The organism is Pseudomonadota bacterium (assembly GCA_016195085.1).
Taxonomy (GTDB): domain Bacteria; phylum Pseudomonadota; class Alphaproteobacteria; order SHVZ01; family SHVZ01; genus JACQAG01.
The window spans coordinates 1-20,501 of record JACQAG010000017.1 but is presented as its reverse complement, the minus strand read 5'-3'; the positions used below and the strand labels follow the sequence as shown (position 1 = coordinate 20,501).

The 20,501-nt window shown below is 64.5% G+C and carries 18 protein-coding genes; 15 read left to right on the top strand and 3 right to left on the bottom strand.

Features of this window, described 5'->3' with window-relative positions:
• The first annotated feature begins 3 nt into the window (after nt 1-3).
• The 9 genes from murB to HY058_04630 all read left to right on the top strand — a co-directional run bounded on the left by murB (nt 4) and on the right by HY058_04630 (nt 9,134).
• Nucleotides 4-921 (top strand): UDP-N-acetylmuramate dehydrogenase, encoded by a 918-nt coding sequence (gene murB / locus HY058_04670; protein ID MBI3496578.1) that lies wholly within the window; start codon nt 4-6, stop codon nt 919-921.
• Entirely contained in the window at nt 918-1,820 is a 903-nt protein-coding gene (locus HY058_04665) for a D-alanine--D-alanine ligase (protein ID MBI3496577.1), read from the top strand. The genes murB and HY058_04665 overlap by 4 nt, the downstream gene beginning before the upstream one ends.
• The gene (locus tag HY058_04660; GenBank protein MBI3496576.1) at nt 1,808-2,656 is read left to right on the top strand and encodes an FtsQ-type POTRA domain-containing protein; all 849 of its coding nucleotides are present in this window, start codon (nt 1,808-1,810) and stop codon (nt 2,654-2,656) included. The genes HY058_04665 and HY058_04660 overlap by 13 nt, the downstream gene beginning before the upstream one ends.
• Nucleotides 2,657-2,694: 38 nt before the next feature.
• The gene (ftsA, locus tag HY058_04655; GenBank protein MBI3496575.1) at nt 2,695-3,951 is read left to right on the top strand and encodes a cell division protein FtsA; all 1,257 of its coding nucleotides are present in this window, start codon (nt 2,695-2,697) and stop codon (nt 3,949-3,951) included.
• Nucleotides 3,952-4,027: 76 nt separating this feature from the next.
• Nucleotides 4,028-5,788, top strand: coding sequence for a cell division protein FtsZ (ftsZ, locus tag HY058_04650; GenBank protein MBI3496574.1), 1,761 nt, complete (start codon nt 4,028-4,030; stop codon nt 5,786-5,788).
• A 148-nt stretch (nt 5,789-5,936) separates the two neighbouring features.
• Complete coding sequence (locus HY058_04645; GenBank protein ID MBI3496573.1) at nt 5,937-6,905, top strand: UDP-3-O-acyl-N-acetylglucosamine deacetylase; 969 nt, start codon at nt 5,937-5,939, stop codon at nt 6,903-6,905.
• A gap of 90 nt (nt 6,906-6,995) precedes the next feature.
• Nucleotides 6,996-7,805 carry an outer membrane protein assembly factor BamD gene (locus HY058_04640; protein MBI3496572.1) on the top strand — a complete coding sequence of 270 codons (810 nt, stop codon included), beginning with the start codon at nt 6,996-6,998 and terminating at the stop codon, nt 7,803-7,805.
• A 198-nt stretch (nt 7,806-8,003) separates the two neighbouring features.
• On the top strand, nt 8,004-8,372 hold the full coding sequence (locus HY058_04635; protein ID MBI3496571.1) for a DUF3572 family protein: 369 nt from the start codon (nt 8,004-8,006) through the stop codon (nt 8,370-8,372).
• 90 nt (nt 8,373-8,462) lie between these two features.
• Nucleotides 8,463-9,134 (top strand): Fe2+-dependent dioxygenase, encoded by a 672-nt coding sequence (locus HY058_04630; protein MBI3496570.1) that lies wholly within the window; start codon nt 8,463-8,465, stop codon nt 9,132-9,134.
• A gap of 1 nt (nt 9,135) precedes the next feature.
• Here HY058_04630 and HY058_04625 read toward each other — a convergent pair whose 3' ends face one another.
• Together HY058_04625 and HY058_04620 are read right to left on the bottom strand one after the other, a co-directional pair.
• On the bottom strand, nt 9,136-9,522 hold the full coding sequence (locus HY058_04625; GenBank protein MBI3496569.1) for a hypothetical protein: 387 nt from the start codon (nt 9,520-9,522) through the stop codon (nt 9,136-9,138).
• Nucleotides 9,523-9,920: 398 nt separating this feature from the next.
• Nucleotides 9,921-11,024: an ISNCY family transposase gene (locus HY058_04620; protein ID MBI3496568.1), complete on the bottom strand. Its 1,104-nt coding sequence runs from the start codon at nt 11,022-11,024 to the stop codon at nt 9,921-9,923.
• A gap of 232 nt (nt 11,025-11,256) precedes the next feature.
• On the opposite strand from HY058_04620, the gene recN reads away from it, so the two are divergent.
• The 6 genes from recN (at nt 11,257) to HY058_04590 (ending at nt 20,177) form a co-directional block, all read left to right on the top strand.
• Complete coding sequence (gene recN, locus HY058_04615) at nt 11,257-12,927, top strand: DNA repair protein RecN (GenBank protein MBI3496567.1); 1,671 nt, start codon at nt 11,257-11,259, stop codon at nt 12,925-12,927.
• A 14-nt stretch (nt 12,928-12,941) separates the two neighbouring features.
• Nucleotides 12,942-15,032, top strand: a complete 2,091-nt coding sequence (ligA, locus tag HY058_04610; protein MBI3496566.1) for an NAD-dependent DNA ligase LigA — start codon at nt 12,942-12,944, stop codon at nt 15,030-15,032.
• A gap of 179 nt (nt 15,033-15,211) precedes the next feature.
• On the top strand, nt 15,212-16,153 hold the full coding sequence (locus HY058_04605) for a site-specific DNA-methyltransferase (protein ID MBI3496565.1): 942 nt from the start codon (nt 15,212-15,214) through the stop codon (nt 16,151-16,153).
• A 103-nt stretch (nt 16,154-16,256) separates the two neighbouring features.
• Entirely contained in the window at nt 16,257-17,492 is a 1,236-nt protein-coding gene (locus tag HY058_04600; GenBank protein ID MBI3496564.1) for a hypothetical protein, read from the top strand.
• Between the two features lie 175 nt (nt 17,493-17,667).
• Nucleotides 17,668-19,272: a DEAD/DEAH box helicase gene (locus tag HY058_04595; protein ID MBI3496563.1), complete on the top strand. Its 1,605-nt coding sequence runs from the start codon at nt 17,668-17,670 to the stop codon at nt 19,270-19,272.
• Nucleotides 19,260-20,177 (top strand): DUF3883 domain-containing protein, encoded by a 918-nt coding sequence (locus HY058_04590; GenBank protein MBI3496562.1) that lies wholly within the window; start codon nt 19,260-19,262, stop codon nt 20,175-20,177. The genes HY058_04595 and HY058_04590 overlap by 13 nt, the downstream gene beginning before the upstream one ends.
• Before the next feature lie 88 nt (nt 20,178-20,265).
• Here the strand turns inward: HY058_04590 and HY058_04585 are convergent.
• The coding region (locus HY058_04585) for a hypothetical protein (protein MBI3496561.1) at nt 20,266-20,501 on the bottom strand (236 nt) is incomplete at its 5' end.

Genomic DNA, 20,501 nt, shown 5'->3' with positions numbered 1-20,501 from the left:
TCCATGTACAGCCTGATCGAACGGCTACCGGCCGTGCGCGGCCGCTACGCCGAGAACGCCGCTCTGGGTCCGCTCACCTGGTTTCGCGTCGGCGGCCCGGCGGAGGTCCTGTTCCGGCCGGCCGATCCCGAAGATCTCGCCGACTTCCTCGCCGGCAAGCCCTCCGACGTGCCGGTTACCGTGATTGGGGTCGGCTCCAACCTCTTGGTGCGCGACGGCGGTATCCGTGGTGTGGTCCTGCGCCTCGGCAAGGGCTTCGCCATGGTCGCGGTCGAGGGCACGATGCTGCGCGCCGGCGCCGGCGCGCTCGATCTCAATGTGGCGCTGACGGCCGAGCAGGCCGGTCTCGCCGGCCTGGAATTCCTGTCGGGAATTCCCGGCACGATCGGCGGCGCCTTGCGGATGAATGCCGGCGCCTATGGCCGCGAGATGGTGAACGTCACCCTCGAAGCCGACGCGCTCGACCCGCACGGGATCAAGCACAGGCTGGACCGCGCCGAGCTTGGCCTCGGCTACCGGCATTCCCAGGTGCCGCCGGGCTGGATCTTCCTTGCCGCGCTGTTGCGCGCCGAGCCGGGGGAGCCGGAAGAGATCGCCCAGCGCATGCGCGACATTCGCGCTCAGCGCGAGGCGAGCCAGCCGGTGCGCGCGCGCACCGGCGGCAGCACCTTCGCCAATCCCGAAGGTGCGAAGGCCTGGCAGCTGATCGAGCGTGCCGGCTGCCGCGGGCTTGCCGTCGGCGGGGCGCAAGTCTCGGAGAAGCACTGCAACTTCCTCATCAACACCGGAACCGCGAGCGCCGCCGATCTCGAAACGCTGGGCGAGGAGGTGCGCCGGCGCGTGCGCGAGACGTCAGGCGTCGAGCTGCGCTGGGAGATCAAGATCGTGGGCGAGCCGGGTCCGGGAGCGACTGCCCCATGAGCAAGCACGTTGCCGTACTCATGGGCGGGTGGTCGAGCGAGCGCGAGGTCTCGCTGGTGAGCGGCCGCGAATGCGCCAAGGCGCTGCGCCAGGGCGGCTTCCAGGTGAGCGAGATCGACGTCGGCCGCGACATCGCCCTCGTCCTCGACCGCATGCGCCCCGAGATCTGCTTCAACGCGCTGCATGGCCGCTTCGGCGAGGACGGCCGCATCCAGGGCCTGCTCGACATCATGGGCATCCCCTACACCCATTCCGGCGCGCTCGCCTCGGCGATCGCCATGGACAAGGTCCAGACCAAGCACCTCTGCGGCTCGGTCGGCGTGCCCATGGCCGAGGGTAAGGTCGTGCGCCGGCGAGAAGCGTTCGGTGCCATGCCGGCGCCCTTCGTCGTCAAGCCGATCTCCGAGGGATCGTCGGTGGGGGTGCGTATCGTCCGCAATGGCGACAATCGCGCTCCCGATGAGGATTGGCGCTACGGCGACGACGTTCTGGTCGAGGAGTTCATTCCCGGCCGCGAGCTGACCGTGGGGGTCATGGGCGATCGACCGCTCGCGGTGACCGAGATCAAGCCGAAAGAAGCATTCTTCGATTACACGGCCAAATACACCGAGGGCCGGGCCGTGCACCTGGTGCCGGCGCCGTTGCCGTCCGCGGTCTATGAAGAGACGCTGCGCGTTGCCCTGTTGGCGCATCAGACCATCGGCTGCCGCGGCGTCACCCGTTCGGATTTCCGCTACGACGACACGACCAAGAGCCCGGGTCGGCTGGTCTTCCTCGAGATCAACACCCAGCCGGGGATGACGCCCTTGAGCCTGGTGCCGGAGCAAGCCGCCTATCACGGCATTTCCTTCACGCAATTGGTGACCTGGATGGTCGAGGAGGCGAGATGCGATTCATGATCCGCGACCCCGCGCAAGCGAAGCCCAGGCGCCGACGCGTGGCGCTGCGCTGGCTGAAGCCGTCGCTCATCGGCCTCCTGGCCGTGGCCGCGGCAGCCGGAGCGGCCTTCGGCGCGCAGTCTCTCTGGGGCTCCGGTGCCTTCGATCGGCTGCAAGGCCAAGCGGCGGAAAGCGCGCTCAGGATGACCGCCGCCTTCGGCCTCAGGGTGGAGGAGGTTCTGCTCGAAGGTCGCCGGGAGACCGCGGCCAAGGACGTGCTCGCCGCCCTCGACGTCCAGCGCGGGCAACCGATCCTCGCCGTCAGCCCCGAGGCGGCGCGGCGGCGCCTGGAGCGGCTTGCTTGGGTCAAGAGCGCGGTGGTCGAGCGGGCGCTCCCGGGCACGCTCCGCGTCCGCTTGACCGAACGCACGCCGATGGCGCTCTGGCAGCGCGATCGCAAGCTGGTCCTGGTCGACCGCGACGGCGTGGTGATCCTGCGGGGCGGCATCGAGCGCTTCGCCTCGCTGCCGGTCCTGGTGGGCGACGATGCGCCCCCGGCAGCGGCCGAGCTGCTCGATCTCTTGGCGAGCGAGCCCATGCTGCAGAAGCGCGTGGTCGCCGCCATTCGCGTCGCCGAGCGGCGATGGAATCTGCAGCTCGACAACGGCGTCGATGTGCGTCTGCCGGAGACCGACATCGCCCAAGCCTGGGCACAGCTCGCCAACCTCGAACGCACCAGCAACGTGCTCCAGCGCGACGTGGTGACCATCGACTTGCGGTTGCCCGACCGCTTGGTGATCCAGGTTTCGCCGGAGGGTGCCAAGCAGCGGACCCGCGGCAACGGCAAGGCCACCTGACGGCAACGACGAGGAATTGAGAGAGACGCGCATCACCCATGGCAAAGCTTAACCCCAAGACCCGTAGCGGCACGATCGCGGCCCTCGATATCGGCTCGACCAAGATCTGCTGCTTCATCGCGCGCAGCGAGAACGGCGGCTTGCCGCGCGTGACCGGCATCGGCCATCAGGTGGCCAAGGGCGTTCGCGGCGGCGCCATCGTCGACATGGACCAGGCGGAAGCCTCGATCATCGCCGCGGTCAACGCCGCGGAAAAGATGGCGAACGAGACCATCCGGCAGGTGATCGTCAATCTCTCGGCCGGCTATCCCGCCTCGGAAACGGTCGGCGTCGAGGTGGCGATCTCCGGCCACGAGGTCGGCGAGATCGACATGCGCCGCGTCCTCGACCAGGGCAGCCCGGTGACCGACGCCGAGGAGCGCCAGCTCATCCATTCGATTCCGATCGGCTACACCATCGACGGCAATCGCGGCATCCGCGATCCCCGCGGCATGTTCGGCGACCGGCTCGGCGCCAGCATGCACGTGGTGACCGCCGCCTCGGGTGCCGTCCGCAACCTCGTCAACGTGGTCGAGCGCGGCCATCTCGACATCGAGAAGCTGGTGGTCTCTCCCTACGCCTCCGGGCTCGCCAGCCTGGTCGAGGACGAGGTCGACCTCGGCGTCACCGTCATCGACATGGGCGGCGGCACCACCTCGCTCGCGGTGTTCTTCGATGGTGCGGTGGTGCACACCGACGTGGTGACGGTCGGCGGCTGCCATGTCACCAACGATGTCGCCCGCGGCCTCTCCACGCCGCTCATCGAGGCGGAGCGCCTGAAGACGCTCTACGGCAGCGCCACCTCCTCGGCCACCGACGAGCGCGAGCTCATCGACGTGCCGCTGGTCGGCGAGGACAACCGCAGCCAGCCCAACCATGTGCCGAAGTCCTACCTCAACCAGATCATCCAGCCCAGGCTCGAAGAGACCTTCGAGCTGGTGCGCGGCCAGCTGGAAGCGAGCGGCTTCGACAAGCTCGCCGGCCGCCGCGTGGTCTTGACCGGCGGCGCCAGCCAGCTGCAGGGCGTGCGCGAGCTGGCCGCCAGCATTCTCGACAAGCAGGTGCGCCTCGGCCGGCCCATCGGCATGGCCGGCCTCGCCGAGTCGACCTGCGGTCCCGCCTTCGCCACCTGCGCCGGCCTGCTGCATTACGCGGTCGGCGAGATTCCGGATCGAGTCGGACGCATGAGCGCGGTCCCCCCGGCATCGGCCGGGCTGTTCGGCCGCTTCGGACACTGGCTCAGGGAGAATTTTTGAAGAAGGCGATGTGCCGGCGACGGCCGGTTGGGCGTGACAACACCTTGACCCTCTTATCGAGGAACGGAGAAGGACGATGAGCATCAATATCAGCATTCCCCGGGAAACCGAGTTGAAGCCGCGCATAACCGTGATTGGCGTCGGCGGTGCCGGCGGCAATGCCGTCAACAACATGATCCGCTCGAACCTGGAAGGCGTCGACTTCCTGGTGTGCAACACCGACAGCCAGGCGCTGGCCATGACCATGGCGGAGCGGCGCATCCAGCTCGGCACCAGGGTGACGCAAGGCCTCGGCGCCGGATCCCGGCCGGAGATCGGCCGCGCCGCGGCGGAAGAGGCGCTGGAGGAGATCCTGGAGCATCTCAACTATGCCAACATGGTGTTCATCACCGCCGGCATGGGCGGGGGCACCGGCACCGGTGCGGCACCGGTGATCGCGCGCGCCGCGCGCGAGCGCAACATCCTCACCGTCGGCGTCATCACCAAGCCGTTCCACTTCGAGGGCGCGCACCGCATGCGCATCGCCGAAGCCGGCATCGAGGAGCTGCAGGAATACGTCGACACCCTCATCATCATCCCGAACCAGAATCTGTTCCGGGTCGCCAACGAGAAGACCACCTTCGCCGATGCCTTCAAGATGGCGGACGACGTGCTCTATTCGGGCGTGCGCGGCGTGACCGACCTCATGGTGATGCCGGGCCTGATCAATCTGGATTTCGCCGACATCCGCACGGTCATGAGCGAGATGGGCAAGGCGATGATGGGCACCGGCGAGGCCGAGGGCGACAAGCGCGCCATCGACGCAGCCGAGGCGGCCATCGCCAATCCATTGCTCGAGGACGCCTCGATGAAGGGGGCGAAGGGCGTGCTCATCAACATCACCGGCGGCCTCGACATGACGCTGTTCGAGGTCGACGAAGCCGCCAACCGCATCCGCGAGGAGGTGGACTCCGAGGCCAACATCATCTTCGGTTCGACCTTCGATGATGCCCTCAAGGGCCGCATGCGGGTCTCGGTGGTGGCGACCGGCATCAACATCGAGTCGGCGCAGCAGCGCCCGCCGCGTCCGGCCTTGACCGTCGTGGGTCAGCCCGCCCGCATGGCGGCCCCGGCCCGCGCCGCCGCCCAGCCGGCGATGGCGCAGCCGATCACCCTCGGCCAGACCGCCTTGGCGAGAGAGCCGGTGGCGGCACCGATCGCCGCCCCGGTGGTGGCGACCGCTCCCGCCCTGGCGGTGGCTCAACCGATGGCCCAGCCGATGGCCCAACCGGCGATCGAGCCGGCGCCGCTGCCGGTCGCCCCGGTCCTGGCGGAGCCCGCTGTCGCGGTCGCACCCGTGCCGGCGATCGACAAAGCGCCGGGCGGGCCCGCCCTCGAGGCCCGCGCCGAGCCGGTCATGGCCCCGATCGAGCTGGCCCCGGCCCCGGCCCCTGCCCCAGCACCGACACCGGCGCCGCGTCCGGCGATGACGGCGCTGGGCCAGCCCTTCATCGCGCCCCGTCCGGCGGCGGCGAGCGCGCGCGCGGAAGCTGGCGTGGCGGATCCGTTCGCGGCCGCGGCGATGGCCAATGGGCCGCGCGAGAAGCCCCGGAGCCCAAGCCTGTTCCAGCGGGTGGTCGGCATCGGCCGCACCCAGCCGGCCGAGAGCCTGTTCCGGGAGCCGGCGACCTCGAAGCCGGCAGCGGCGGCGAGGCCGGCTTCCCCCCCGGCGCCGGCGAAGCCAGCCCAATCGGCCCAGGCGCGTCTCGGCCATCTCGATCCGTCCGACCGACTCGGCACCAGCGCCGAGGACGATCTTCTGGACATCCCTGCTTTCCTGCGCCGCCAGGCCAACTAGAGGAGGCCGAAAACCGTTGGAAGCCTCTGAAAGACTTTGAGTTTTCCTGTCACAAACAGTAACAAAAGGTGATATGACAGCTCCGGAAGATGCAACTAAATGTCTTCCGGAGCGTCCCTCACAAGTCATTCCGGAAGTGGTTGGCGATATGCCCGAGTTGCAGACCCAGGTGCCTTCAGTCCGCCGACCGGTCAAACCCAAGCACGCTTTCTCAGTACGCCAGAAGACTTTGAAGAGCGCCATCCATTGCTCTGGGGTGGGGCTGCATACCGGCGCTCGCGTCTCCATGACCCTGATGCCGGCCGAGGCCGATAGCGGCATCCGCTTCCGGCGCACCGATGCGGCCGGGCGCGGATCGGACATTCCCGCACTTTGGCACAACGTCGTCGACTCGCGCCTGTGCACCCGGCTCGGCCGCGAGGACGGCGTGGCGGTCGCCACGGTCGAGCACCTGATGGCCGCGTTCGCCGGCTGCGAGGTGGACAATGCCGTGGTCGAGGTGGATGGGCCGGAAGTGCCGATCATGGACGGCAGCGCCGCACCTTTCGTGTTCCTGATCGAGTGCGCCGGCAAGATCGAGCAGAACGCCCCCAGGCGCGCCGTCCAGATCCTGCGCCAGATCAGCGCCGGCAATGCCGAGCGCCATGCCAGGCTGAGCCCCGCGCTCGGCATGTCGGTCAGTTTCGACATCGATTTCGACAGCCCGGCGGTGGCCAAGCAGCACTGTGCGGTTCATCTGGTGAACGGCACCTTCAAGTCCGAGATCAGCCGGGCCCGGACCTTCGGCTTCCTGCACGAGCTGGATCAGCTCAGGGCCGCCGGCCTGGCGCGCGGCGGCTCGCTCGACAACGCCGTCGTCGTTGCCGGCGACCGCGTGCTGAACGAAGAGGGCCTGCGCTACGACGACGAGTTCGTCCGCCACAAGGTGCTGGACTGCATCGGCGATCTCTACCTTGCCGGGGGTCCGATGCTGGGCCACTTCCACGGCCATCGCTCGGGCCACCATTTGACCCATCAGGCGCTGTCGCAGCTCTTCGGCGATGCGGCCAATTGGCGCCGCGTGGAAGTTCCGGCGCTCGACGCCGCCGCCGCCGAGCCGATCGCCGCCTCGGCCTAGCGCTGGCACACCCGCCCGATCCGGGCGGTTGGCTCTCGAGCCATCCCTGATATAATCCGCCGCTTCGTCGTCTCGGGGGATGTGGAAACGGTGGTTGGACCTGTGAGAAACCTGCTCGTCGGCTCGTTCGCGCTGATCGCGCTTGCCGCCTGCAGCGCCAAAGACACGGCCTATGTCGAGCGGCCGGTCGAGACGATCTACAACGCGGCGATGGATCAGCTCGACCAGCAGAACTACCCCGGAGCGGCGGCGCTGTTCGACGAGGTCGAGCGCCAGCACCCTTACTCCGGCTGGGCGACCAAGGCCCAGCTGATGGCCGCCTACTCCCAATACCAGAACAACAGGTACGACCCGGCCATCGCCTCCCTCGATCACTTCATCGAGCTGCACCCGAGCAATCGCGACATCGCCTATGCCTACTATCTGAAAGGGCTTTGCTACTACGAGCAGATCACCGATGTCGGCCGCGACCAGCAGATCACCGAGAAGGCGCTGAAAGCCCTGGATGAGGTCGTCCGGCGGTTTCCCGAAAGCAAATATGCCCGCGATGCCAGGCTCAAGGTCGATCTCACGCGCAACCACCTCGCCGGCAAGGAGATGGATATCGGCCGCTACTATCTCACGCGCGGGCAATATCTGGCGGCGATCAACCGCTTTCGCCGGGTGGTCGAGGAGTACCAGACGACCGAGCAGGTGCCCGAGGCGCTGCACCGGCTGACCGAAGCCTATCTCCGTCTGGGCGTGCGCACGGAAGCGCAATCGGCCGCCGCGGTGCTCGGCTACAACTATCCCGGCAGCGACTGGTACCACGAGAGCTACGTGTTGCTCGCCGGCGAAGGATTGACGCCGGTTCCCAGCGACCGCTCCTGGCTCGGCCGCATGTGGAGCCGGGTGTTTTAGCCATCCAGCCCTGAGGGGCGGCCCTCGGCACGAGATCCGCGCTGAGGTTGTGCCGAGCGGTGGCGAGGCGCCCCTCCGGCACACGCTCAGGTGATTCCGGCTGGGTTTTCAGGGCCCGATACGGGGCCTTTCGCCCCCTCGCTGGAATCCAGCCCCGATCGACCCACATGGTGTAGGCTGTCGAGCATGGGAGCGCGCATGTTGCCGTCTGAATACTCCGCCGACACGCTCGCGGATCAACCCGAGACCCTGGCCATCCGCGTGCTCGGCTTCCTGATGAGCAGCCGTTCCGGGCTGAGCCGGCTGCTCTCCCATGCCGGCCTCGCCGAGGCGGATCTGCGGCGCCGGCCGGTCGCGACCCAGCATCTGGCCGCGGTCCTGGATTTCCTCATCACCGACGAGGCGCTGCTCATGGGCTTTACCCGCGCCGTCGAGCTGTCGCCCGAAAGCCTGTACGAAGCGCGGCGGCGGCTCCGCCTTGCCGCCGCCTTCGCCACGCGCGGCGTCGCCCCGGCCCTGAGCTGGCGAGTCGCCGGAGGGGCGCTCGCCGGCGCGCTCCGCCGTTAGTTCCCCCTCGAGTTCGAGCGCCGATTCCTCCGGCGGCCCGAAAGGGCTGCCCTTGCCAAAGTCCCGGTCTCCTGGCAGAGACGGGGCTGGATGCTCATCGTACCCGACCTCCTGACGGCCGACGAGCTCGGCAGGGTCATGGCCCGCATTGCCGCCGCACCCTTCGCCGACGGCCGCGCCAGCGCCGCCGGTGCCGCCAAGCTCGCCAAGAACAACCTCGAATTCTTCTCCGACGTCGCCGATGACGGCCCGGCGCAGGTGGTTGACCAGGCGATTCGCCGCAATCCGATGGTGCAGAACTACGTCTACCCGAGGAAGCTGCACCGGATCATCTTCAATCGCTACGACATCGGCATGGCCTATGGCGACCATCTCGACAGTCCGCTCCTGGATCTCGGCAACAACGAGCGCCTGCGCGCCGACCTGTCGATGACGCTGTTTCTCTCCGATCCCGGCAGCTATGACGGCGGCGCGCTCGCCATCGACCACGAGCACGGGACCGCACGCCTGAAGTTGCCGGCCGGACACGCGGTGTTCTACCGCAGCGTCCAGGTGCATCGGGTGGAGACGGTCACCCGCGGCACGCGGCTGGCGGCGGTCACCTGGATCGAGAGCCACGTGCGCGAGGCGGCGGACCGGGAGATCCTCTACGACCTCGCCAGGCTGTTGAACGACGTGCGCGAGCTCGGCCAGCCCGGCCGCTCGCGCCAGACGATGCTCGGCGTCTACGCCCGGCTGCTGCAGCGCTGGGCGGATAACTGATCTACTTCTTCGGCGGTGCTGCGGAAGCTGCCGGCTTGGGCGGGCTCGCCGGCTGGGCCGGCTTGGCCGCACTTGGCGGCGGCGCCGGTGGACGCTGGACAGGCTTCGCCAGCGGGCCCGCATCCGCGTCGGATTCCGAGGCCGCTTGCGGCGCCGGCGGGACCTCGTCCTCGACCAGGGAGGCGATCGCCACGATGGTGCGCTTCACCGATTCGACTACGACCAGGACCATCAAGAGACCGCCCAGCCAGAAGGCGGCGGTGGTGACGGCCCATTCGAAATTGCCGTAATAGTGCAGCGCCTGCATGCCGGCCATGCCGCCGACGTAGAAGATGGCGACGGCGAGGATCGTTACGGCGATGAGCTTGAATGCGCTGAGTATCTTCACGGGATCGGCGCCCCCTTGCACCGCCCCCGATCATAGATGGCGCGGAGTTAACTGACGATCAACGGTTTTCGAAGGGCCGCCGGAGCCCTTAGTGAGGAAAGACGAGTTCACCACAGAGACACGGAGGTCGCGGAGAGAAGAAAGGGCTTTATGCGCGCCGAGGGCGCAGGCATCTCGATCTTCTCTGTGATCTCCGTGTCTCTGTGGTGCGTCCCTTTTTCGCCATGGCCGGGCATGACGAATGAAGGAAGGAGCCCCGCCCTGTTCGGGCGCCGGAACCTAGGCTCTGTGTTGCTAGCGCGTCAAGTTGACCGGTTTATGTAGCTCGTGAGTTGTCCGCTTCGTTGTTGATTTTCCCCGGGGCATGCCCCGGGGAAAATCGGCCTCGTGGAAGCGTGTCACGCGGCTTTGGCCATGGGTTGGGTGATCTGACCATCAGGGTTGTAGTTGGCGAGCCGATGGGGTCCGAGAAAGACGGAGAGCGTGCCGTCTGGATACTGGTGGACCCGCACGGATGCCTTGACGAAGTGAGGTCTGAGGTGGCTGGGCGGGAGCTGCAGGCAGAGCCCGCGCCATTTGAGGGTGTTGTCGTTGCCAACCCGGCGTTCGCCCTGGAGGCAGAGGATCTCGCGCCAGGCGCCCGCGGCATCGGCGACGAAGGCGGAGCCGGTTTGCTCGGCGACGACCGCAAAGGCGGCGTTGTAGGCGGGGATATAGGTGTCGGCGAGCCAACGATTGGCGGCTTCGATGGTGGTGATCCGCTCGAGCTTGAGTTCCTTGGGCAGACGGTCCTGCAGGGTGCGGAAGGCCCGCTCGGAGCGGCCGCGGGCCTCCGGCGAGTAGGCGGCGATGTGCTCGATGCCGAGCTGGGCAAGGGCGCGGCCGACCTGGGTTGGAAGCTGTCGCGACACCGGCTCGCCGGCCTTGGGCGTGCGGAAGTAGTGGCCGCCCCGATCGGTATAGAGGGAGCAGAACAGGCCGTGGCGCTCGATCACCTCGCTCAACCCACGAAAGCTCGAGGCGGTGCCCTCCTCATCAACCAGGAACGCCGAGTAGAGGGCGCTGGTCGCATCCTCCATCGTCACCACCAGATCGTAGGCGCGCCGATCGCCGGGCAACCAAGCATGCTTGGAAGCGTCCTGGTGCAGCATCATGCCGATCATTGGCCGCCGGGGGCGCTTCTTGCGATGCGCCGAGCGCCGCGGCGCCGGCTGCACCAGGCCAGCGCGCTGCAGGTGCACCTTGGTCACCGTATAACCCAGCTGGTAGTTATGCCGCTTCACCAGCTGCTCGTGAAAATGCTTCACCGTAAAGTCCGCATAGCTCCCCGCATACAGCTCCAGCATTCGCGCGATCTCCGCCACTCCGGCACGCCTGGCGGACGGCTTGCCCAGCCGACGGTCCGCCAACCCCGACGGCCCTTCCTCGCGAAGCCGATCGCGCCAGCGCCGAAACGTCCGCTCCCCCATCCCAAGCATCTCCGCCGCTTCCAACTGGCTCAACTCGCCCCGTTCATGACGATCCAACAATCCCTCAAAACGCATCCTCCGAACTCCCTCGTCTACTCTGACCCGGTCCATCCCCACCCCCTCGTTGGAGTGGTTCTAGAACCGGACAGATCACGAGCTACAAACTCCGGACAGATCACGAGCTAGCTACACGGAACCTAGGCTCTGTTGCGCCGCCGGCACGCCTCTGGCAGGCTCCGGCTTCTCTCGAAGCGGTTGACGGACCATGCTGATCGAGTTGTCGATCCGCGATTTCGTGCTGATCGACCGGCTGGACCTGGCGCCGGCCGCTGGGCTTTGCGTGCTGACCGGCGAGACCGGCGCCGGGAAGTCGATCCTGCTCGACGCCTTGGGTCTGGCGCTGGGGGCGCGCGCGGAATCGCGTCTGGTGCGCCCCGGTGCCGCCAGCGCCACCGTCAGCGCCGGCTTTGCCGTGGCCGGCGACCATCCGGCGCGGGCCCTCATCGCCGCGGCTGGCATGGAGGACGAGGACGCGCTCGTGCTCCGCCGCACGCTCGGTGCCGATGGCCGCACCCGGGCCTTCATCAACGACCAGCCGGTCAGCGTCAATCTCCTGCGCCAGGTCGGCGACAGCCTGGTTGAGATCCAGGGGCAGTTCGACGAGCGCGGCCTCCTCGATGCCTCGACCCATCGCGGGCTCTTGGATGCCTTCGCCGGGCTCCTCGAGGATGCGAAGGCGGTCGCCGCCCGGCACGCCGCCTGGCGTATGAGCGACGCGGCACTCGCAGAAGCGAAAGCCGAGGCGGAGAAAGCCGCCGCCGAGGCGGCGAGCTTGCGCCAGTCGGTCAGCGAGCTGGAGGGGCTGGCGCCCAAGCCGGGCGAGGAAGCGGGGCTCGTCGCCCGGCGATCCATGCTCATGCATGCCGAGAAGCTGGTGGAGGCGATCAACGCCGCGCTCGAGGACCTGGCCGGCGAGCGCGGTGCTGAGCGCGCGCTCGGCTCAGCCCAGCGGAGCTTGGCCCGGGTCGCGGCACTCGCCGCCGGACTTCTGGACCCAGCCGCTGCCGGCCTCGAGCGCGCCATGGCCGAGCTTGCCGAGGCGCTCCGCCTGCTGCAGAGGGCGGGCTCGGGGATCGATCTCGATTCCGGCCGCCTGGCGGAGATCGACGACCGCCTGTTCGCGCTCCGCGATCAGGCGCGCAAGCACGGGATCGGTGTGGATGCGCTGGCGGCGCGCGCCGATTCCCTGAAGCAGCGCCTGGCCCACCTCGAAGCCTCGGACGCAAGGTTGAAGACTCTGGCAGCCGAGGCGGTGGGCGCGCGGACGCACTATTGCAGCGTGGCGGAATCCCTGTCCGCGGCAAGGCTTGCCGCCGCGCGGCGCCTGGACAAGCGCGTCGCCGGCGAGCTGCCGCCGCTCAAGCTGGAGCGGGCGCGCTTCCGCACCCGGATCGAGCGCTTGGGCGAGCCGGACTGGGGACCCGCCGGCATCGAGCGCATCGTCTTCGAGGTCTCGACCAACCCCGGCAGCGAGCCCGGCCCGCTTGCCAAGGTCGCCTCGGGCGGCGAGCTGGCGCGCTTCATGCTGGCGCTCAAGGTGGTGCTGGCCGCCGCCGCCCCGGTGCCCACGCTCATCTTCGATGAGGTCGACGCCGGCGTCGGCGGTGCCGTCGCCGATGCGGTGGGCGAAAGGCTGGCGCGGCTCGCCAGTGAGCTGCAAGTGCTGGTGGTGACCCATTCCCCGCAGGTGACCGCCCGCGCCCAGCACCACTGGCTGGTGACCAAGGAGCTGGTCGGGCGCGCGGCCTTGACCCGCGTGGCGCCGCTGGACGAGGCCGAGCGACGCGAGGAGCTGGCGCGCATGCTGTCCGGCGCCACAGTGACCGATGCCGCCCGCGCCGCCGCCTCCGATCTGATGGCGGGGGGACGCCGGTGAAGGAGGCCGGCGCCATCGCCGTCGAGCGCTTGAGCGAAAGCGAGGCCAGGGCCGAGCTCCAGCGGCTGGCCGACGAGATCGCCCGCCATGACCGGGCCTATCACCAGGAAGACGCGCCGATCATCTCGGATGCCGACTATGACCGGCTGCGCCGGCGCAATGCGGCGATCGAGAAGCGCTTCCCCACCCTCATCCGCCCCGACAGCCCCAGCCGCAAGGTGGCCCCCGGGCCGGCCCAGGGCTTCGCCAAGGTCACCCACCGGAGGCCGATGCTCTCGCTTGAGAACGCCTTCGACGACGAGGACGTGCAAGGTTTCTTTAAGGGTGTGCGCAACTTCTTCGTGAAGCCGGAGGACGTCGCCAAGGTCGAGCCCGACACTATCGAGCTCATGGCCGAGCCGAAGATCGACGGGCTCTCGGCGAACCTCATCTACGAGCACGGCACGCTCATCCTGGGTGCCACGCGCGGCGACGGCACCGTCGGCGAGGACGTGACCGCCAATCTCCGTACCCTCGCCGACGTGCCGAAACAGCTCAAGGGCAAGGCGCCGGATCTCATGGAAGTGAGGGGCGAGGTCTATATGACCCGCGATGACTTCCTCGCCATGAACCAGGCGCAGGAGGCGGCGGGCGAGAAGATCTTCGCCAATCCGCGAAACGCCGCGGCCGGCAGCGTGCGCCAGCTAGACCCGACGATCACCCAGAGCCGGCCGTTGCGGTTTCTCGCCTATGCCTTCGGCGAGATCTCGGGGCCGGTGGCGAAGACCCAGGCGGAGTTCTACAAGCGGCTCCAGGGCTGGGGCTTCAAGGTCAACCCCTTGGCCAAGCATGTAGCGGGCGTCGAGGCCGCACTCGCCTTCCATGCCCGCATGCTGGCGGAGCGGCCCGGCATCCCCTACGACATCGACGGTGTCGTCTACAAGGTGAACGAGTTTGCCCTCCAAGAGCGGCTCGGCATGGTGAGCCGGGCGCCGCGCTGGGCGATTGCGCATAAATTCCCGGCCGAGCAGGCGCGCACCCGCGTCAACGAGATCTGGATCTCGGTCGGCCGCACCGGCGCCTTGACGCCGGTGGCCGAGCTGGAGCCGGTCAATGTCGGCGGCGTCATGGTCAGCCGCGCCACCTTGCACAACGAGGACGAGATCCAGAGGAAGGACGTGCGCGTCGGCGATCTGGTGATCGTGCAGCGCGCCGGCGACGTGATCCCGCAGATCGTCGCCATCGTGCCCGAGGAGCGGCCGAAGGGGGCCCGCGCCTTCAAGTTCCCCGATCACTGCCCGGTTTGCGGCAGCCTCGCCATGCGCGAGCCGGACGCGGTGGTGCGCCGCTGCACCGCGGGTCTCACCTGCCCGGCGCAGGCCGTCGAGCGGCTCCGGCATTTCGTCTCCCGCGATGCCTTCGACATCGAAGGCCTCGGCGACAAGCACATCCGCGCCTTCTACGAGGACGGTCTGGTGAAATCGCCGCCCGATCTCTTCACCCTCGAGGAGCGCGACGGCAAGGGGCGTCCGCCGATCGCCGAGCGCGAGGGCTGGGGCCCGATTTCGGCGAAGAAGCTCTTCGATGCCATCAGCCAGCGCCGCCGCATCCCCCTCGACCGCTTCATCTACGCCCTTGGCATCCGCCAGGTGGGCCAGGCGACAGCAAAGTTGCTCGCCCGCCATTACGGCACCTTGGAGGCCTGGCGAAAGGCGATGGAGGAGGCCCAGGATCAGAGCTCGGAGGCCTTCACCGATCTGGATGCGATCGACCAGATCGGCCCCTCGCTGGCGACCGATCTCCTCGCCTTCTTCGCCGAGCAGCACAACCGCGAGACCTTGGACCAGCTCAAACACCTGGTCGCGGTCGAGCCCTTCGTGCAGCCGCGCACCACCGGCTCGCCGGTTGCCGGCAAGACCGTGGTCTTCACCGGCACACTGGTGGAGATGACCCGCAGCGAAGCCAAGGCGCGGGCCGAGTCCTTAGGCGCCAAGGTCGCAGGCTCGGTCTCGAAGAAGACCGACTATCTGGTGGTGGGGGCGGACGCCGGCTCGAAGGCGGCGAAGGCAGCCGAGCTGGGGGTGAAGACGCTGAGTGAGCAGGAATGGCTGACACTGATCGGGTAGGGGGTCTCTCTCCGCTTCGCCCGGCGGCTCAGGCTCAGCGCCACACTCCGTTGCGTCACGGACCCTGAACTGCGTCAAATGGCGTGGGAACCTACTCGACTATGGACGAAGGGGCTAAGAACGCGTCACCTTCGTCCGCGTCAATACTTGTCTGGTCAAAAGGGGGCACATCAACAACCATGACGCGTCAGGCACCGCAACGAACTAGGCTGTGGAAGCGTGTTCCAAAGGGACTATCCAAGCATGCAGCAATAATCTGGAATGTCGATGCTGAGCGGGTGCTCGCATCGCTGCCAAAGGCCGCATTATGGGACCTCGTGGTCACGTCTCCACCGTATAACCTTGGCAAGCACTACGAGACCAAGCAGGGGCTTGAAGACTATGCAAAATGGCACGAAGCGATAATTGCCAAGCTGGTTACGCGTCTCAAGCCTTCAGGCAGCCTATGCTGGCAAATAGGCAACTACGTGGAGAACGGGTCTATCGCGCCGCTCGACTACATCTTCCATCCGATTTTTCTCAAGCACGGCCTTAAACTTCGGAATCGCGTCATTTGGCGGTATGGCCACGGCATGCATCAGCGACGGCGGTTTAGTGGTCGCTATGAGGTGGTACTTTGGTACACGAAATCGAACGACTATACATTCAACCTCGACGCAGTCCGGATACCACCGAAGTATCCTGGCAAACGGGCTTACAAAGGCCCCAATGCAGGAAAATTTTCGAGTCACCCTATGGGAAAAAACCCCGAGGATGTTTGGGAGGTCCCAGCTGCTGATATCGACGTGTGGGATATCCCCAATGTCAAAGCAAGCCACGTCGAGAAAACTGGGCACCCTTGTCAATTCCCGGTAGGGCTCGTGGAGAGGTTAGTGCTTGCGCTCTCAAACGAAGGCGATCTTGTGTTCGATCCATTCGCAGGAGTGGGCTCGGCTGGTGTAGCAGCCGCTATTCATCAACGGCGCTTTTGGGGATGCGAAATCGACGAAGCTTACGCGCAACTTGCCAAGGCGCGGATCGATGGGGCACTGTCGGGTAAAATGAGATTTAGATCCCACGCGCGCCCCCTTTATGACCATCGCACCTCTCCAATGTCGGTGCGCCGCGACCAGATCGCATAGTGCTCAGTAGTGCTATTGGAGAGACGTCGGGGCAAGCGATGGCAATCAACACTCTCGCAATGTAGGTTCTGGAATCCGCGGATAGTCGATACGGGGGCGATCGATGGACTACGGCTGGCGATATCCGCGACGCAAGCAGTTCTTGCTAGAGCTCCAGAATAATAGCAGCAACAAGACGCACCCCGTACCGTTTCAAGGATCCAATCAGTACCTCCCGATCCATCGGTTGCCTCTCGATCTGCCGCTCTACAGGTTAGAGAACGGTCGGACAACAGATCGGCAAGCCGAGTATCTCGCGCAGCATTCGGACCTCCCCTCGGATTTCTTTAGAGCAGATCTAGAGTCTGCAGAGGCGCAGGAGGTTCAACACAAGCTGCTCGTCAAATTAGCAAAGGAGAACGATAGCAAGAATCTCTTCGCAGAGTTCAAGAAGGTCGAGCAATCTGAGCCAATCATTCTTTCGGCGCAGGGCTTTGTTATTAACGGAAACCGTCGCCTCGCGACTTGGCGAGACCTCTATGCGGAAGACTCTTCGGCGTACAAACGCTTCGCGACCATCGATGTAGTGATCCTCCCGCCCTGCGATGACCGAGATCTCGATGCGCTAGAGGCGACGCTACAGCTGAAAGAAGACCTGAAGGCAGATTACAGCTGGACCGCTGAGGCTCTGATGTATCGAGAAAAACAGACTACCCATGGGTATGCCGAAGCACAGATATCGGCGCTATACGAGATTGATTCACAGGACTTACGCGAACTCTTCGACGCGCTCGACTATGCGGATGCCTATCTTGAGAGCCGAGGAAAACCCAAACGGTACTCTGAATTGGACGACAAGGAATTTGCCTTTCGCCAAATCAGTAGAACGCGCAAGAAACTCAAGCAGCCTGAGCCATATAAGGAAATCTTCGAAAAGGCATCCTTTTGCCTGGCCGACGAAGCCGGTGAAGGAAAACGTACATACGCGGAGATAAAGGTCGTTGGAGACGTTATTGAGGATGTGGCCGAAAATCTCATCGCTGAGCTGGATCTAGAGGCCGAGGAGGACAAAAGCGAACAACTAACGAGGTTGGCTGATGCACTCAACGATCAGGCGAACTTTGAGAACGCGCGCCTAGCAATACGTGACACTCTCGATGCCGAGGCTGCCAAAAAACGACATAAGAAAAAGACCGGCTACGTGGCAGATCAGATACGTCGGGCGAGAGAGGCGCTGCAGGCCGCAAAAGAAGGGATAGAGTCCGGGACATTGCGGGACGGATGTTTGCCAGATCTGGAGCAAATTGGACGGCTAGTGGCCGAGCTGTCTGAGTGGGCACGAGGCGATGGAGAACAATAATGTCCTTGTCTCGTACGATGAAGAGACGAGGAGGGCCGTCCTAAGTTACGTGGGTGATCCGAGGATCTGGCCACACATCCGTCGACTTTGCCTCGACAGCAATCCGCAAACTTTAGAGCTGACTGCCGTCTCACTTGCCATGCCTTGGTGGGCATTCCTTTCTTGTCGAGATGGCTTGGCGTATCAAGCTAGTCGTAAAAAATTCGGCGTTGCGGTCCACTCATCGGCTGAACAACGCCTCAAGCTCGCCAACCTGCGCCACGATGCCTATGAAGCGACCCTTGCAGCGCAACCGCTTGACGTTGGCGAGATGTTGCGCCGATTACAAGGTGCGGGCTTCATTCGCGATCTCACGAACGAACAGAAGCGCAATGTGACGAGGCTCGCCACGCGTCCTTCAGCGGCAACCTTTTCCGTTCCGGGCGCCGGGAAGACAACCGAAGCTTTGGCTGTCTACGCGTTAAAAAGAATTGAGACAACTCGCCTGTTTGTCGTCGCACCCAAAAATGCGTTTGCTGCGTGGGAAGAACAGTTGGGCCTTTGTTTACGAGATAGCGAACCCTTCGTGAGGCTCACGGGCGGCAGAGCAACAATTCGGCAAATACTGCGTACGGAACCAAGCAAAACTCTCATCACATACCAGCAACTTCCGAACGTGCTGGCAGAGATAGGGGACTTTCTTTCAGGCTCTGACAGCATTCTGTTCCTTGATGAGTCGCATCGTATAAAGCGCGGGCTGTCAGGAGTTATAGGGAATGCGATCCTTTCGATAAGCGATATACCCTCTTATAAGCTGATTATGTCGGGGACACCGATGCCAAACGACTTGGCCGACTTGGTCCCACAGTTCCGATTCCTCTTCCCCGAGATCAATGCCGATGAGAACACCGTCACGAATATGATTCAGCCCGTATACGTGCGAACCACGAAAGCAGAGTTGAATTTGCCGGCGGTAGAGAGACGCCTAATTCCTGTACCGCTAAAGCCCGCTCAACATGAGCTCTATCGTCTTCTGTCATCGGAAGCAGCTAGAGAAGCTGAAGGTTTGCATATAGCAGACCGAATGAAATTGAGGCGCATCGGCCGTAGTGCATTGCGCCTTTTACAGGTCGTGTCCAACCCAGGTCTGTTGGCGCGTGCCGTGGAATTTGAACACACGGATCTGTTGGCTGAAGTCTTGGAAGAGGGTGACAGTGCCAAACTGGAAGCGGTATGCCTGAGAGCACGCCAATTGGCCCTGAAAGGTCAAAAAACAATCATATGGTCGAGTTTTGTCGACAATGTGGAAATTGTTGCTCAGCGCCTGATCGATCTCGGTGCGGACTATATTCACGGGGGAGTGGATGCTGGAAGCGAAGACGAAGAAGGAACTCGAGAGCAGAAGATCAAGAGGTTTCACGACGATGCGAATTGCTATGTCCTCGTTGCGAACCCGGCGGCATGCGGTGAAGGCATCAGCCTGCATTCGGTCTGTCATCATGCGATCTACCTCGATCGCAACTATAACGCAGCACAGTTTCTTCAGTCAGAAGACCGCATCCATCGCCTTGGCCTGAGACCAGATCAGATTACAACAGTCGAAATGCTGATATGTCTCAACACGGTCGATGAGTCTGTCAACCGCCGATTGATCACAAAAATTGGACGCATGGCAGAGGTTCTGCAGGATCCAGGCCTTCGAATTGAGCCTGTTTCGGTCGACCTTGATGCAGACGTTGATGCCTTCGACGATGAGGATTTGGCGGACTTCGTCAACCACCTGAATGCATGGCGACGGTGACGATGTTCTCAGTCGGCGTGCTGTACTCGAGCCAGTCATTTTTGAGGTTAGTTCGCGACCAGGCGATCACCGTGGAGCTATTCCGCGAAAGCTTTCGTCGTTTCGAGGTTGCAGACGCAGCAGCGGTGCTGGCTCTGGTTCAGAAATGTCAGTGGGCGAATGTGTCGAGAGACGGGGCATTGCGATTAACTGACCGCGGTCATGTCATCGCGGAACTAGTGGATGAGGGCCATTTTCTCCGAGCCCAACTTGCCGATCTGATCGCCATCGAGTCACCGCCTTGGGCGAAGCGCATACTTCTCGGGCGCGCTGAGGCCCAGAGATCTATGCCGACCAACGTAGAGCAGTGTTTCAAGTCATGTGGGTTGTTCGAAGGTAATGACGACGCTGTCGTGGAGTGGTGGGATTTTGTCGCCTTAAGCATCCGATCGAAGAAATCTGGGTTCAATCTCCGGATTGGGCGCCTCGCAGAACGCTTAACAGTGACGCAGGAGCGAGCGCGAACCGGTAAGGAACCGAAATGGCAGGCGATCGAATCAAATGTCTCAGGATTCGATGTCTTATCGGTGAAGGACCGGGATCGGAGCGAGGTGCTGAGGATCGAGGTGAAAGGAAGCACCATGCGGTTGAAGGAGGCCACCTTCTTTGTGACACGCAACGAATGGGAAACCGCGATCAATAGTATGAACTATGAGTTCCATCTATGGCTACTGCATGAGCAGCCGCGGCTCTTCGTAGTCGAGGTAAACACTCTGGAAACGCACTTGCCCATTAATCAGGGCGGTGGAAAGTGGGAAAATACGCAACTCCGGTACATGGATTTCGGTGATAACGACGTTCCGCTACAGGCAGAAGCCCTCGCAGCTTGTCGCTCTGCTATCAAGTCTGCGGTCCCACCGCCGTGATCGTGCGCTTGGCTAAAAGCGCAGCGTGAAGACCTGAGCGGGCGGTCGTGGTTTCTGGGCTAAGTCATATCGACAAAATGATCGCTCATCACCGCTTCGCCCGCCGACTCACCAGATTGTGCGTATGCACAAGCTGGCCGGCTGCGACCGCGGTCGAGGTCTCGCCGATGACCTCGCCATATTGTAAGCGGTGTTTTGGCGACGGGTAGATGAAGCTTGCGCAGCCAGCATCATCGCACCGTGCGCTTCCGGTGCTGGGATCAGGGCGGTTTTCCGCAACACTTCTTGAACTTCTTTCCCGAGCCGCAGGGACAGGGCTCATTG